At 71.8% G+C, this 14,558-nt stretch carries 17 protein-coding genes and 1 pseudogene; 6 read left to right on the plus strand and 12 right to left on the minus strand.

The annotated features are described in order from the left end of the window. The 3 genes from O7629_RS33490 to deoC all read right to left on the minus strand — a co-directional run. Positions 1-814 (minus strand): aldehyde dehydrogenase family protein (locus O7629_RS33490; RefSeq protein ID WP_278174875.1); only part of this gene is annotated, 814 nt, incomplete at its 3' end. Next, a complete protein-coding gene (locus tag O7629_RS33495) occupies positions 807-2,237 on the minus strand; it encodes an aldehyde dehydrogenase family protein (RefSeq protein ID WP_278166974.1) in 1,431 nt (476 codons plus the stop codon). The genes O7629_RS33490 and O7629_RS33495, both read right to left, overlap by 8 nt. A gap of 5 nt (positions 2,238-2,242) precedes the next feature. Continuing rightward, on the minus strand, positions 2,243-3,208 hold the full coding sequence (gene deoC, locus O7629_RS33500) for a deoxyribose-phosphate aldolase (protein ID WP_278166973.1): 966 nt from the start codon (positions 3,206-3,208) through the stop codon (positions 2,243-2,245). 142 nt (positions 3,209-3,350) lie between these two features. On the opposite strand from deoC, the gene O7629_RS33505 reads away from it, so the two are divergent. Next, complete coding sequence (locus O7629_RS33505; RefSeq protein ID WP_278166972.1) at positions 3,351-4,652, plus strand: glycosyltransferase; 1,302 nt, start codon at positions 3,351-3,353, stop codon at positions 4,650-4,652. A 453-nt stretch (positions 4,653-5,105) separates the two neighbouring features. Here O7629_RS33505 and O7629_RS33510 read toward each other — a convergent pair whose 3' ends face one another. Both O7629_RS33510 and O7629_RS33515 read right to left on the minus strand, forming a co-directional pair. After that, positions 5,106-5,444, minus strand: a complete 339-nt coding sequence (locus tag O7629_RS33510; protein ID WP_278166971.1) for a hypothetical protein — start codon at positions 5,442-5,444, stop codon at positions 5,106-5,108. A gap of 5 nt (positions 5,445-5,449) precedes the next feature. After that, a complete protein-coding gene (locus O7629_RS33515) occupies positions 5,450-6,214 on the minus strand; it encodes a GntR family transcriptional regulator (protein WP_278166970.1) in 765 nt (254 codons plus the stop codon). Between the two features lie 237 nt (positions 6,215-6,451). Here O7629_RS33515 and O7629_RS33520 point away from each other — a divergent pair, with 237 nt between their 5' ends. The 5 genes from O7629_RS33520 (at position 6,452) to O7629_RS33540 (ending at position 8,092) form a co-directional block, all read left to right on the plus strand. Next, entirely contained in the window at positions 6,452-6,625 is a 174-nt protein-coding gene (locus tag O7629_RS33520; protein ID WP_278166968.1) for a hypothetical protein, read from the plus strand. Continuing rightward, positions 6,622-6,903 (plus strand): hypothetical protein, encoded by a 282-nt coding sequence (locus O7629_RS33525; RefSeq protein WP_278166967.1) that lies wholly within the window; start codon positions 6,622-6,624, stop codon positions 6,901-6,903. The genes O7629_RS33520 and O7629_RS33525 overlap by 4 nt, the downstream gene beginning before the upstream one ends. Beyond that, the gene (locus tag O7629_RS33530; protein ID WP_278166965.1) at positions 6,900-7,091 is read left to right on the plus strand and encodes a hypothetical protein; all 192 of its coding nucleotides are present in this window, start codon (positions 6,900-6,902) and stop codon (positions 7,089-7,091) included. The genes O7629_RS33525 and O7629_RS33530 overlap by 4 nt, the downstream gene beginning before the upstream one ends. Positions 7,092-7,281: 190 nt before the next feature. After that, complete coding sequence (locus O7629_RS33535) at positions 7,282-7,491, plus strand: hypothetical protein (RefSeq protein ID WP_278166964.1); 210 nt, start codon at positions 7,282-7,284, stop codon at positions 7,489-7,491. 175 nt (positions 7,492-7,666) lie between these two features. Then, a complete protein-coding gene (locus O7629_RS33540) occupies positions 7,667-8,092 on the plus strand; it encodes a hypothetical protein (protein ID WP_278166963.1) in 426 nt (141 codons plus the stop codon). A 58-nt stretch (positions 8,093-8,150) separates the two neighbouring features. Here O7629_RS33540 and O7629_RS33545 read toward each other — a convergent pair whose 3' ends face one another. From O7629_RS33545 to O7629_RS33575, 7 genes and pseudogenes are all read right to left on the minus strand, one after another. Next, complete coding sequence (locus O7629_RS33545) at positions 8,151-8,417, minus strand: hypothetical protein (protein ID WP_278127510.1); 267 nt, start codon at positions 8,415-8,417, stop codon at positions 8,151-8,153. Between the two features lie 2 nt (positions 8,418-8,419). Next, positions 8,420-8,719, minus strand: a complete 300-nt coding sequence (locus tag O7629_RS33550) for a hypothetical protein (RefSeq protein ID WP_278127511.1) — start codon at positions 8,717-8,719, stop codon at positions 8,420-8,422. 25 nt (positions 8,720-8,744) lie between these two features. After that, a complete protein-coding gene (locus tag O7629_RS33555) occupies positions 8,745-9,239 on the minus strand; it encodes a hypothetical protein (protein WP_278127512.1) in 495 nt (164 codons plus the stop codon). After that, positions 9,239-10,099: a peptidoglycan recognition family protein gene (locus tag O7629_RS33560; RefSeq protein ID WP_278166962.1), complete on the minus strand. Its 861-nt coding sequence runs from the start codon at positions 10,097-10,099 to the stop codon at positions 9,239-9,241. The genes O7629_RS33555 and O7629_RS33560 overlap by 1 nt, the downstream gene beginning before the upstream one ends. Positions 10,100-10,216: 117 nt before the next feature. Beyond that, positions 10,217-10,705 (minus strand): hypothetical protein, encoded by a 489-nt coding sequence (locus O7629_RS33565; protein ID WP_278127514.1) that lies wholly within the window; start codon positions 10,703-10,705, stop codon positions 10,217-10,219. Further along, a complete protein-coding gene (locus O7629_RS33570) occupies positions 10,702-13,359 on the minus strand; it encodes a hypothetical protein (protein ID WP_278127515.1) in 2,658 nt (885 codons plus the stop codon). Before O7629_RS33570 ends, O7629_RS33565 begins: the two co-directional genes overlap by 4 nt. Then, positions 13,356-14,558, minus strand: a pseudogene (locus O7629_RS33575) (phage tail protein); the annotation flags it as partial. The pseudogene O7629_RS33575 and the gene O7629_RS33570, both read right to left, overlap by 4 nt.

The following is a 14,558-nucleotide window of genomic DNA, read 5'->3' on the forward strand; positions in this document are numbered from 1 at the left end:
AGGTTGTCATCCGGCGGGTGCCCGGGTCGGCCGTCCAGTCGACCGATCCGACGGCCGGGCGCAGCACCCGTTTGAGGTTGCCGGCAGCGGCCTGCTCCAACTCGACGGCCAACTGCGGATCGGCCACCCCGGTCAGGTCGAGCGCGTCGACGTCCAGATGCGACGCCAGCCACGGCGCGGTCTCGGTGATCGTGCCGGTCAACACGTTGACCACCCCGCCGGGCAGGTCACTGGTGGCCAGCACCTCGGCCAGGGTGACCGCCGCCAACGGGCGGGTCGGCGAGGCCAGCACCACCGCCGTGTTGCCGCTGACGATCACCGGGGCGACGACGCTGACCACGCCGAGCAGCGACGGCTCGGCCGGCGCGACGACCCCGGCCACTCCGGTCGGCTCCGGCGTCGACAGGTTGAAGTACGGCCCGGCGACCGGGTTGACGCCGCCGTACACCTGGGGGAGCTTGTCGGACCAGCCGGCGTACCAGACCCAGCGGTCGATCGCCGCGTCGACCTCGCCGGCCGGCTCGCCTAGCGCGACGAACTGCTCGCGTCGGCCCTCCAGCATCTCGGCGACCCGGTAGAGAATCTGACCCCGGTTGTACGCGGTCGCGCCCGACCAGCCTTTCACCGCCGCCCGGGCGGCGACCACGGCGTCGCGGAGGTCCTTGCGGGAGGCGAGCGCCACGTTGGAGTCCTGCACCTGGTACGTCCGTCCCGACTCGCTGCGCGGAAACTTCCCGCCGATGAACAGCTTGTACGTCTTGCGCACGGCCACCCGCGCCGGTCCGGCGGCGGCCACGGCAGCACTGTCAGACATCGAGGTACGCCTCCAGCCCGTGCCGGCCGCCCTCGCGGCCGTAGCCCGACTCCTGGTAGCCGCCGAACGGCGACGTCGGGTCGAACTTGTTGAACGTGTTCGCCCACACCACCCCGGCGCGCAGCCGGTCGGCGGCCCACAGGATCCGGGAACCCTTCTCCGACCAGATGCCGGCGGACAGCCCGTACGGTGTGTTGTTGGCCTTGGCGATGGCCTCATCCGGGGTGCGGAAGGTCAGCACGGACAGCACCGGGCCGAAGATCTCCTCGCGGGCGATCCGGTGCGCCTGGCTGACCCCGGTGAACAGGGTCGGCGCGAACCAGAAGCCCTGCTCGGGCAGGTCACACGGCGGCGACCAGGCCTGTGCGCCCTCGTCGGTGCCGGCGGCGGCCAGGGTACGGATCCGGTCCAGCTGGGCGGCCGAGTTGATCGCCCCGACGTCGGTGTTCTTGTCCAGCGGGTCGCCGACGCGCAGCCGGGCCATCCGCCGCTTCAACGACTCCAGTAGCGGCTCGGCGATCGATTCCTGGACCAGCAGCCGGGAACCGGCGCAGCAGACGTGGCCCTGGTTGAAGAAGATGCCGTTGACGATGCCTTCGACGGCCTGGTCGATCGGGGCGTCGTCGAAGACGATGTTGGCGGCCTTGCCGCCCAGCTCCAGGGTGAGCTTCTTGCGGCTGCCGGCGACCGTACGGGCGATCTGCCGGCCGACGTCGGTGGATCCGGTGAAGGCGACCTTGTCGACGTCGGGGTGGCCGACGACGGCCTGCCCGGTGGCGCCGGCGCCGGTGACGATGTTGACCACACCGGGTGGCAGGTCGGCCTGCTGGCAGATCTCGGCGAACAGCAGCGCGGTCAGCGGGGTCGTCTCGGCCGGTTTGAGCACCACGGTGTTGCCGGCGGCCAGCGCCGGGGCGATCTTCCAGGCCAGCATCAGCAGCGGGAAGTTCCACGGGATGACCTGGCCGGCGACGCCGAGCGGGCGCGGGTCCGGGCCGAAACCGGCGTACGGCAGCTTGTCGGCCCAGCCGGCGTAGTAGAAGAAGTGCGCCGACGCCAGCGGCAGGTCGACGTCACGGGACTCGCGGATCGGTTTGCCGTTGTCCAGCGACTCGAGCACGGCCAGCTCGCGGCTGCGTTCGGCGAGCGCCCGGGCGATCCGGAACAGGTACTTGGCCCGGTCGCGGCCGGGCATCGGACCCCAGACCCGCTGGTACGCCGTACGCGCGGCGGCCACCGCCCGGTCGACGTCGCCGGGGCCGGCCTCGGCGACCTCGGCGAGGACCTCCTCGGTGGCCGGGTTGACGGTCTTGCGGGCCCCGCCGTCGGTCGGGTCGACGAACTCGCCGTCGATGAACAGGCCGTACGAGTCGCGGATGGTGACGACCGAGCGGGACTCGGGTGCCGGTGCGTAGTCGAACACGCTGATCAGTCCAGGGTGACGTAGTCGGGACCGGAGTAGACCCCGGTGTGCAGCTTCGACCGCTGCATCAGCAGGTCGTTGAGCAGGGTGGAAGCGCCGAACCGGAACAGGTCGGGGGTGAGCCACTCGTCGCCGGCGGTCTCGTTGACCAGCACCAGGTACTTGATCGCGTCCTTGGTGGTGCGGATGCCGCCGGCCGGCTTGACGCCGATCCGCCGCCCGGTGGCGGCGTAGAAGTCCCGTACCGCCTCCAGCATGATCAGGGTGACGGGCAGGGTCGCGGCGACCGGCACCTTGCCGGTGGAGGTCTTGATGAAGTCGCCGCCGGCCAGCATCGCCAGCCAGGAGGCGCGGCGCACGTTGTCGTAGGTGGCCAGCTCCCCGGTCTCCAGGATGACCTTGAGATGGGCGTCGCCGCAGGCCTGCTTGACCGCGACGATCTCGGCGTACACCTGCTCGTAGCGGCCGGCGAGGAACGCCCCCCGGTTGATCACCATGTCGATCTCGTCGGCGCCGGCGGCGACTGCCGCCCGGGTGTCGGCCAGCTTCACCTCCAGCGGCGCCTGCCCGGACGGGAAGGCGGTGGCCACGCTGGCCAGGTGCACGCCGGAGCCGGTGAGCGCCTCGGCGGCGGTCGGCACCATCGACGGGTAGACGCAGACCGCGGCGACCGGTGGGCAGTCCGGGTCGGTCGGGTCGGGGCGGCGGGCCTTGGCGCACAACGCGCGTACCTTGCCGGGGGTGTCGGCGCCTTCGAGGGTGGTCAGATCGACCATCCGGACGGCCAGGTCGATCGCCCACGCCTTGGCCGTCGTCTTGATCGACCGGGTGCCGAGCGTCGCGGCCCGCTGCCGCGCGCCGACCTCATCGACGCCGGGCAGCCCGTGCAGGAAGCTACGCAGGGTTGCCGCGTTCCGCCCCACCTCGGCCAGATCGTGGCGCGCGGGTGCCGGGGTGCTCACCGCTGCCATGCCGCGAGTCCTGTCATGCCCGCGAGTCTACGTCGCCAGCGAGTTCACGATCTTGGCCGTCGGCTGATCGGACGAGCAGACTTAACGGCGCTGTTGGCCTACCGTTACATCATGTTGGCCCCGGTGACCCACCGTGCCTGACGTGCGAGCAGTGCACTTCACCGACACGTACCTGCCCCGCCGCGACGGGGTGGTCACCTCGCTGCGGACTCTCGCGGCGGCGTCGGCCGCCGCCGGGCATCCCGGCCTGATCGTGGTGCCCCGGCACCCGGACCAGCCGACCGAGGCGGACGTGCTGCGGCTACGTGCGCTGCCCTGCGGAGTCGCCGACCTGCGGTTGTCGCCGTGGCTGCTGCGCGGCGCCGCCGCCACCGGCACCATCGCCGAGATCGCCGCCCACGCCCCGGACGTGGTGCACGTGCACACCCCCGGACCGGTCGGGCTGCTCGGCGTCCTCACCGCCCGCCGGCTCGGTCTGCCGCTGGTCCAGACCTACCACACCGACCTGCACGCGTACGCCGACGCGTACCGGGTGCCGGCCCGTGCGCTCAGCGCCGGCGTCCGGCTGTACGCCCGCCGGCTCGGCGTACCCCGCCCGGCGGCGGCACCGGCCGGCCACGCCCGTGACCACCGGCCGATGGCCAGCGGCGCCGTCGCCCGCCGCCGGGCCGCCATGGACGCCACCAACACCCTGCTGCTCGGCGGCGCCGACGCGGTGGTGGTGCCGACCCGGGCGGTGCTGGACCGAATCCACCTGCCGGTGCCCGCCGACCGGGTGCACCTGGTGCCGACCGGGGTCGCGGCCCGCCGCACCACCGCCGACGAGATCAACGCCTTCCGGTACGGCCACGGCATCACGCCCAGCGACCGGGTGGTCCTCTACGTGGGTCGGATCAACCGGGAGAAGGGCATCGACCTGCTGATCACCGCGTTCGAGCGGGTGCTGGTCGGCTGCCCGACCGCCCGGCTGGTGCTGGTCGGTGCCCTGTACGAGCCGCGCTGGCTGGCCGCGCTGCTGCGCACCATCGACCCTCGGGTGGCTGCCCGGATCACCCTCACCGGCCAGCAGGGTCCGGAGGTGGTGGCTGCGGCGTACGGGGCCGCCGAGGTGTTCGCGTTCGCCTCGCAGACCGACACCCAGGCATTGGTCCTGCAGGAAGCCGGCCTGGCCGGGGTGCCGGTGGTACTTGTCGACCGGGCGTTGCACGCGCACGGCGCGCTTGCCGGCGCCGCACTGCGCACCGAGCCGCAGCCGGGTGCGCTGGCCGGCGGGGTGCTGCGGCTGCTGCTCGACCCGGACACGGCCCGCCGGCAGGCGGCCGCGGCGGCGGCCCGCTGCGCCGAACACACCCCGGCCCGCTACGCCGAGGCGATCCGTGAGGTGTATGCGTCGGCCGCCGGGCTGGCGAGTAGGTTCAACGACCGTGGACGTACTCGTCGTTGATCAGTCGTCAACCATGACTGAGGGGCACCTAACTGGATGATCATCCGGTCGGACAGACGTATGACCCTCGCGTCCTGCTGGCTGGGATCCCGGCCGATCACCCGAGGTCAATGCCGTAGCGATCCACTTACGGTGAGATCTTCAAACGGGGACTCCACTGCCGGAGGCGCATCACCGATGATGCTCGAACGACTGTCCACACCGATTATCGCCGCCGCCGCGCTCGCGGCTGGCGTCGCGGCACACGCCGCGATCTCCCGCACCCGCAGCCGCGCCGTGGCACGCGCGTACGCGGATGGGTTCATGGACCGGCACCGCCTTGACCGGCACCGCCTTGGCCGGCCCGTCGTCCGATCTGGAGACTGAGCCGGGGCGGGGGGCGGGGGTGGGGCTGAACCCCTCATCGAGGACCCCCCCCCCCCCGGCTCAATGTCAACTTTAGATCACTAGCAGTTACGTTGGGCCGGTGTGTGCAGGAGCTGCACCACAGTGCCGGGCGAGCGCCGCTGCGGCGGCCCGACCAGTGGAGAACGGGCCGAGCCGGTCTGACTCGTCCAGCCGTGCGGCTGTCCACCCGCCGAGCAGCCGCCCCGGCTCCGACCACAGGTACCCGAGCAGCACGCCGTCGCACGCCGCCACCCACCTGGTGGCCCGTTGGTCGACGGGCGCGTACCGCAGCCCTGGATGGGACATCACGGTGTCCAGCGCGGCAGCCGCCAGCATCTCAGCCTCGGCCTCGTCGACCGCCGTAGCGGCCGCGGTCAGCTTTTCCAACGCCTGGACCCGGTCCATGATGGTCACCTCTCGCCCCGTATCGGCAGATCGTCGTACACGTACGTCACCCGGCGGGCATCCGACACCACCTGCAACGCCTCCAGCGGCCGGCCGGTGACGTCTCGCGTCGTGCGCCACAGCTCAAGCACCCAGCCCACCGCCGCCAAGCCCAGGTCCGATTGCTCGGCCAACGCAGCAGGCCGCGCCGACAGCTCCTCGCTCGCGGTCGCCGGCCGCATGCCGGCAGCGGCCAACGCGGCGTACACGCCGCCGACCACCTTGCCCTGCCCGGCGAGCGCCGTGCCCGCCACCAGGTCACGCGGCATCCACGACTCATGCAGCTGGACGACACGGCCGTCCATCAAGTGGCGACGGCGGCGCAGCACCATTGAGGCGCCGGCAGGCAGAGCCAGCCGCGCGGCTACGCCGGGTGGTGCAGGTATGGCCTCCTCGACCGATACGACTTCCACCGACCCGTCGATGCCCTGGTCGGCGCAGGCGGTCTCCCACGGGCCGAGGTTCGCCCGAGTGCGGGCGGGGTCGGCGACGGCTGCGTACCGCGCCAGCGCCAGCCGCACCGGTGGCGCCGCGACTCGCGTTCCTGCGGCCCGGGCCGACTCGAGTACGCCGGCGGCGCGCAGTTCGGCCAGTGCCCGACGCACCGTCTCCCGTGACACGCCGTACCGCTCTGCCAGGGCGTGCTCGGTCGGGATCTGGGCGCCGGGCGCGTACTCGCCCGCCGCGATCGCCTCGCGGAGGTCCGCTGCGATCTCCCGATAGCCCGCCATGTGGCCCAGTTTAGGCGTACGCAAAGCCTTGACGTCGCGTCGTTACTGCGGTCACACTCAGTCCAACGCTTTGCGTACGCAAAGATGGGCGGGCCGCTCAGCCGCCCAGCCGGCCCGGTCCTGATCGGCATCCAGCGCGCGGATCCGCGGGGCCGGGCCACCCCGGATCGGCGGCGGTCCGGCCGGGTTCCCCCGTGCTCGCCGGGCCGCCGCCCCGCTGACTCGAGGAGCGCGAAGATGATCGGGAAGTGGTTCCTCCGCGACGCAGGCGTGGTCGACGTCGTCCGTCCGGTGCCCGGCCGCCGCCGGTGGGTCGACCAGCCCGCCCGGCCGACCGACACCCGGCCTGCGACCCGCACCGACCGTGCCGACCAGCGCGGCGGCAACGGCGGCCGCACCATCCTGCCGTGACCGGCACGTCCAGACCGGCCGCCCCGGCCGTCGAGCCGGCACACACCCCGCACCGGCCGACGTGGGACTGCGTCGTGTGCCCGGACGGTACGCCCTGGCCGTGTTCGCCGGCCCGCGTCCAGCTGGCGGAGGCGTACGCCAGCGAACCGCTCGCGCTGTCGGTCGACATCGGCGAGATGCTGACCGTCGCGGCTCGCGAGGCGGGTATCACCGACCCTGCCGAGCTGCACGAGCGGTTCGTGGCGTGGACCTGGATCGACGGGAGTCCAACGCGGTGACCGCGATGGACGACGGGCCGATCACCGATCAGGACATCGACGACGCGGCGGCCGGCGCCGTGCACGCACACGCCGCCGGCCACCGCTGTCACACCGACTGCCCCGGCACCGAGGACTGCCCGCAGCTGGTGTGGGCCCGTACCCGCCGGGCCATCGCCAAGTACCGCCTGGTGCGGCGATCCATATGACCGGGCCGATGGACGACGCCACGGCGGCGCGAATACTGGCCATCCACCACGGCCCGCCACCACCGGTCTGGCCACGATGCCCGGAGTGCGAGCCCGAGGGGTGCCCCGACCTGATCCGCGCGGTGCAGTGGCGCGCGGACCGACGGGATGAGCTGGACGATGCCGGCGTGGCCGACCATCCGCTGCTGTCGTGGCGGTGGCCACGCCGGACCACCCTGCTCTCAAGGCCATGGCGGTGCACCGTGCCGTCACGGCCGTGATCGTCGTCCGGGTCTACGGTCGGAGCGGGCAGCTGCTCTGCCTGGACGTGACCGCCGCCGCGCCGGGGGTGTGGCTGCGCGCCCAGACCGGTGAGCCGTGGTGGCCGGCGCGCTGGCGTGTCGTGGTGGAGTGGGCCTAGCCACGAGCATGCGGCGGTGCACCCGAGTCTCATCCCCGTAACGGTGGGTGTCGCCTGCCCGACGGTCCGATGGCGTGCTGCGGCCGCCGCTGGCACCGTGATCGCGCCCGCCCGTACCCCGACGGCCCCGCCCCGGCCGGCGACGGCGGGGCCCCACGAGAACCGAGGAGACGACGTGCGTAACAGAATGTTGGTGGCCGCGATCGTGGCGGCCGCCGTCACCGCTCTGGGCTGCGGTGCCGGCTCTGACGAGGACGCGGCCACGCCGGCCCCGACGTCGGCACCGGCGGACGACAGCCTTGCCTCCGCCGCTGCGGCCGCCGGGATCCCGCCTACCCCATCGCCTGAAGATTGGGCTGCCTACATCAGCGCGCTGAAGGACATCAACCCGGACATCGTCGGAGACAAGGACGAGAAGACGATCATCGACCGTGGCCGGAGCCAGTGCCAGTCAATCGGCAACGGCGAGGCAGACGAGGCAAAGCTCGTCCAGCTCACGAACTTGCGATTTTCGGCGCCGGGGTATCCGGACGGGTTCGGGGAGGAGACCGCCACCCAGATCCTGGCTGTGGTGCGGCAGTACATCTGTCCAGACTTCTGAGACATGGCGGAGCGGCCCCGCACCGGACTCGGTGCGGGGCCGCTGCTGTGTACGGAGGTCAGCGTCCAGGCGGGACCTCGTGTCGGGGTGCGGACGCCAGCCACGGCGCGTACCGCCGCATCCAGGCGTCGACGCCGGGGATGGCCATGACTCGGGTGATGGCGCCGGTGACCGCGACGACGCCGGCGACGGCCGGCACGGTGTCGATTCCGGCCTCGGTCGCGGCGAGCGGGATCAGCGGCAGCGCGGCGATCGCCGCGGCGACGGCCGTCCGGAGGGTGGCCCGCCACGGGTGGCGGGACTGGGTGGTGACAGGACTGGCCATGGTCATCGCTCCTCGTCGGTCGCGTCGACGGCCGCGCGGACAAGGCAGTCCTTCGCCTCGACCGCCCGGCGAATCGCGGTGGTCAGCTCCGGACCGTCCGGGAGGTCCGCGACGAGGTCGAGCACCGCGCTGCCGATGCGGGCAGATACGGCGGCCAGCGGTGGCGGCAGGTGCGACCAGGCAAGGTGCCGGGCGATCTGGACGGTCGACCGGTGTCGGCCGGTCAGCGCGGCCTCGATGCCGGCGCGGGTGCCGGCCGCCGCCTGCAGCGGATCGGCTGGATCGGTCGGGGTCTGTGGCACGAGGGTCTCCTATCTTTCACCGGCTCTATGCCGGCGATGGGCGGGCAAGGTGCAACTGTGCGGTCAGGTCCTCGACCTGGCCGCGCAGCTGCAGGATCGTGGCGTCGCGGGCGGCCAGGACCTCACGAAGCCGGTCCCGGTCGCCTTGGGTCCGGCGTAGCTCGTCGGCCAGGCCCGCCTCAGCGGTCGCCAGTTGCGCCAGCCGTGACTCCAGGTCGGTCACCCGCTGGCGAAGCCTCTCCTCTTCAGCACTGGTGAGCCGCAACGCCTCACGCAGGTCGGTGATCTGGCTCCGGGCCCGGTCCAGCGCGTCTCGCAGGTCACTTGTCAGCTGCTGGTAGACGTCCTGGCTGATCCGGGTCGTCTCGGCCTGCAGGTGCTTCGCCTGGGCGGCGGCGTGCTGGGCCTGGGCCTGGCGGAGCCGGCGGCCGACCATTGCGCCGGCGGCCGGCCCGCCGACCGCGGCGCCGAGCACCGCCGCGCCGGCGCCGACCAGCGCGGTGAGTAGGCCTGGGTCCATCAGTTGGTGGCGAGCAGCGCCCGGCCGAGCGCGGCGGCGCGCTCCTCGCCGAGGACCGCGACCAGGGCGGTCGCCGCTTCCTCCGGTGGCCGGGCGGCGAGCCCGGTCAGCACCCCGGCGATGATGGCGTCCTCGTCGACCCAGTCCCGGCCGAGCGCCTCCCGCACCTCCACCCGCAGGGTTGCGACGTCACGAACCGCTCTCGCGGCATCAGCGGCGGCACCACGGGCCGCCGTGTGCAGCGCCGGCCCATCCTTGGGGTAAATCCAGCCGTTGACCGCGATAGCGATCCTGCGGAGGTCTTCCTCACTGATCACGTCATCTCCTTCGACGATTTGCTTCGCCCTGGCCACGATCGCCGGCTTCTGGGCAACGATCGCCGGCCCCGGGCATTGGCTGTGTCCCCAGTCGTATCCGTTCTCGGCGCCCATGCTGTGGTGGCCGAGACCGCGGCCGTCAGGGGACGACGCGATCTGCAGCCGCACACCGTGCTCGGTGTGGGCACGGGCCAACAGCTGGGCGTTCGACTCCAGTTGCGGCGGGGTCAGCGGGTCCGGCAGGAAGCCTTCGTTCTCGATGCTGAGCCAGGTGCGGTTGCCGGCCCGCTGGGTCCATGCCCGGATGTCGGTGTCGACCATCTGTGCGATCCGGCCGTCCTTGGCCACGATGAAGTGCGACGACACCCGCGACGCCGGGTTGCGCTGCCAGGTGATGGTGCCGTCGAAGTATCCGGCGGCGATGTGCACCACGACGCCGTGATGCGCGTCCAGGCGGTCCGCCGGCTCGTCGGGTTTGCCGGTGCCGTTGCCGCTGTTCACGGTAGGGCCACGCCAGGTGGCGAGGTCTGTCCATCTGGCCAATTCAGGACACCTCCGGGAAGTCGTCGTCCCAGCCTGCTGCGTAGGCGAGCAGCCCGCCGACCAGGCCGACCAGCGCGGCGGCGGCGAGCACGATGAGCAGAGCCATGTCATTCCTCTCTACAGTGGCCGGCGGTAGTGGACATACAGCGCCGATGCCGCCTGGTTGGTGCCGGATTGCACGTCGAGCGGGGTGGCCGTGGCCTGCCGGACACGGACCTCCACGTAGTCGCCGGTCTCCATGCGCAGCAGCGGCGCGTGCGCCACCGACAGTGCCGTGTCCGACGTCGCCGGCCAGATGACTTCCCGCGAGCCGAGGACCGACACGCCGTTGAGCCACAGCCAGGCCAGGCGTCGGTCGGCGACGTACGGCTCCCACATGATGTGGCCGGAGACCTCGTACCAGCCGTCGACCTGGCACGTGTATCGGGTCGGCTCGCCGGAGTCCCAGCCGCCGTGCGTGTCCAGCTCCGCCACGTCCCATTCGACGCTCGTATCAGTGGACGCCAGGATCTCCTGCGCGGACGACATCCGCAGGACGGCGGCCGGCGGGTCGACCAGGGTCGCCAGGTCGTCGCCGGTGACGATCTGGCCGTCGGCGATGGTCATCGGGCGAGCCTCCACGGCGCTACGGGCCGGACCGGTGATCCGGCCAGGATGGTCTTGACCACGCCGTTGACCGGGGTGGCCGCGATGGTGAACGTCTGCCGGCCCGGCTCGAACAGTTCGGCGTCGTCGATGTAGGTCAGCACCCCCGACGTCGGGGTGCCGGTCAACCGGACCCGACCGGAGACCCGCGCCGCCGACGCCGGCGGGGACGAGGTCGCGGTGAGCTGGGTCCACGTGTCGGCGATGACGCCGGCCGTCACCGTGGTGGTGCCCAGCAGACCGCCGCCGTCGTCATACCACAGGATCTGCATGTCGATGACACGCGTCGACGCGCACCGCACCCACGCCGACCAGGTCCACGCGTACGCGCCGTCCAGGGCGTGCACCGGGATGACATCGGTGGCGGCGATCGCCTCGGCGCTGACCCCGTCGGGAGTCAGCAGCAGCGACGCCGACCCGGTGTGCGCCTGCGCGGTCGACCGGCCGACGGTGCCGCCGGTGCCGGACCAGCCCGACGCGTCAACCTCGAACGTTCCGTTGGGGTTGACGGGACCGGCCTGGGCGCAGCTGGTGGCGGTCAACCGCACCCCGGACACCAGCACCTCCATCGGGTAGTCCGGCGGCCGGACGGTCCACAGCGATCGGTTCCCGGCGGCTCTCGCCACCGGCAGCGCCGTGTCGACCCCGGCGTCGACGTCGGCGGTGGTCACCGATCCGCGGGTGCCCGTGCGGGTCGTTGACGCCAGCACACCGACCCGGTACAGCGCGGCGGGGCTCGTCGACCACGTGATCCGCAGCGACGACAGGTCGAACTCCTCCGCGTAGCCCTCGACGATCTGCTCGACCGGGTCCGGCGGCAGCCCGAACGCGTCCAGGCCCTGCAGCTGGACCAGGTCACCGACGTCGACGGCGGCGGCCGCGTCGCGGGCGGTGTCGTCCCACGCCAGCGACGTCAGATCCACCGGGATCTGCGGGAACCGGGTCTCGTCGATCGTGCCGGCCGACAGCATCCACCACGCCGCCGACTCCAGCTCGGCCGCGTCGGCGACGTTGCGGTCCAGCTCGACCGGCATCCGGCCGACCCCGTCCGGATCGTCCGTCGGATCCTGCACGTTCAGCGCACCTGTCTCCTGGACGATGCGTGTCTCGGCGCCGGCCGTGCTCCGCAGGGTGACGTCGTTGACGATCAGCTTGTCGTCGTCGACCGGCGTCAACGGGGACGCCAGCCGACCGGACCCGTGCGCCAGCACCAACGGCGTCTGGTTGTACAGGGTGGACCGCAGCCGCATCACCAGCGCCCGGGTGCCGCGCGCCTCGGTGAGGATCGCGTCGTCCGCGTCCGCGCACTCCTGCAGCAACTCCAGCACCGACAACCGCCGCTGCGGACCCATCGGCGCCGACGACGCGGCGTCACCGATCAGCGAGGAGCCGGGCACCGACTCCTCGGCGCAGAGCCGCTCGAACCGGTCCCCGGCGGTCTCGCCGGCGTGGCCGGTGGCAGCTGACACGGTGTCCGAGGTGCCCGGGACCGGTGACCAGATCGCGACGTGCCCCAGCGACGGCATCAGGTCGTCGCCGTTCTCCCGCTCACGCGGGTTGAGCACCCACTCCGTGACCTGCCCTACCGTGCCGGCAAGCGTGTCGCTGAAGCTGGCGACGGTCGCGGCCAGCAGGCCGTCCACCCAGACTCGGATCCGGATGTTGCCGCCGTCCTGGTCACCGTCGACCCGGTAGTGGTGCGGCAGCCCGTCGGCGATCGTGAACGCGGCCCAGCCCGACCCGAAGCTGGTCAACGCCCGACCATAGAAGACGGTGAGACCCTCAGGAGCGACGTTGGCCTCGTAGCGCATCGTCTCCTCGGACGGATGATCCGTGAACGCGTCGGTCGTCTCCCACCAGATCGGCGTCCGGGAGTCGGCCTGGTCCCGGGGCTGGGTCATCACCCACTCGACACGCCACCCGGACCCGCCCGCCGGCTGAGGCACCAGGCCCCGCAGGGTGCCGCCCCGGGACAGATCCACCACCGGCGCGGACCCCGGCCCGACATCACCGGTGCCGAACTCCGGCAGCCCGGCCGGAGGGATCGGCTCACCAGTGTTCGGCGCCTCGAACCGGGAGTAGCCGAACGGCCGCGCCGGCGGGCACCCGGGGATCGGTGACCGGGCCAGCGGCGCCCCCGCCGGATCCTCCAACGGCCAGTAGCCGGCCGGCCCGGTCGCCGGGATCGCACGCCGCAACGCGGACTGCAGCGGCGCGGCCGACACCGTGTGCCGCAGCCCGTACGCGGTGACCTCCACCCACCGCACCGACGCGGTCAGATCCCACTGCGCCGGCCACTCCAGCACATCGCCGACGAACCGCACCGGCGCGGTGGTCAGCTGCGGCACGGTGACCCGGATCGGCACCCGCCGACCGATCACCCCGAACAGATCCGAGCGCGGATTGCGCCGCGAATAGCGGCCCACCACGCCCGCCGCGACCCGCGACGCACCGTTGTTGATCATCAAAGTGCAGGTCGCCGCATCCGGCTCGCCGCCCTCGTTCTGCGTGCCCCGGGTGATCCGCACCTTCCGCTTGTTGAACACATCCGCCGAGATGTCATGCCACTCGCCGGCGTAGAACAGCTCAGTGACCGGCGTGAAACGGGTGCTCACCGGGCACCCCGCTGCCCGAACGCCAACTGCACGTTCCCGCGACCCTTGACCCGCACCAGCTCCCGGATGATCTCCAACAACAGGGCCATCAGTCGGCTGCCGTCGCCCTCGAACAGGACCGTCGTGTCCCCGCCGCCACCGTCCAGGTCGCGGGCACCGCGCGGCAACGGCACCACCGCCTCGTCGTACCGGCCCTCACCGATCACCGCCAGCCGGCCACCCGGCGTCGCCGGCACGATCCCACCATCGGCCAGGTACGGGATGTTCGGCGTCGACAGGGTCACCGACGGGATGTCCAGGCCGAGGACCGACCCACCACCCAACGTCAGCGAGAAGTTGTTCCACCGGGCGATCAGCCAGTTCAGGGCAGTGCGGAACGCCGTCTTCAGCCCGTCGAACATGCCCCGCGCGCCGCGCGACAATTTGCCGGGGAGTCCTTTGAAGAATGCAACGAACCGGTCGATCCTCGACTGGATCTCGTTCCACATCGCGACCGCGATCCGGCCGACACCCTTCCAAAAGCCGGAGAAGATGCCCCACCACGTCTTAAACAAGGCGATAAAGAACTTCCCGATCGTGATCCAAACGGTGGAGAAGACCGTCCACCACAGCTTGGCGAGGGTGATCACGGTATCGAACAGCCACGTCCAGCCCGTGACGATCCAGTCGACCGCCCACTTCACGACCGCCACGATCGCCGTCCAGATGACCGACCACAGGTCCTGGAACCACGTCGTCTGCGTCGCGATCCACACGATCACTGCGACCAACAGAGCGACACCGGCGATGATCAGCAGGACGGGGCCGAGGGTCGTCGCCATCACGATGCCCCACGCGGTCTGCACCGCCGTCCAAATCTTGACCGCGATAACAACGAGCGCGATCGCCGTAGCGAGAATGCCGAGGCCGGTCGCCAACGGCACCACCCAGTCCGAGTTTTTCTGCAGCCAGCCGAAGGTGGCTTCGATGTACGGCACGGCATCGGCCAGCGTGGTGACCAGGGCCAGTTCGGCCTTCCGGCGGAAGTTGTCGAGTCGCTGGCTGGCCGAGCCCTCCAGCGCGGCACCGGCCGAGTCGCTCGCCCCGGCCACGGTCTCCAGGCCGTCACCCACCGACGCCATCGACTGCAGAAACTGCGGGATGTCCGACTTGTTGAGGTCCTCCAACGGCGCGCCGAACAGCGCGATCGCCTGCTCTGC

This window comes from Solwaraspora sp. WMMD792 (assembly GCF_029626105.1).
Classification (GTDB): Bacteria; Actinomycetota; Actinomycetes; order Mycobacteriales; family Micromonosporaceae; genus Micromonospora_E.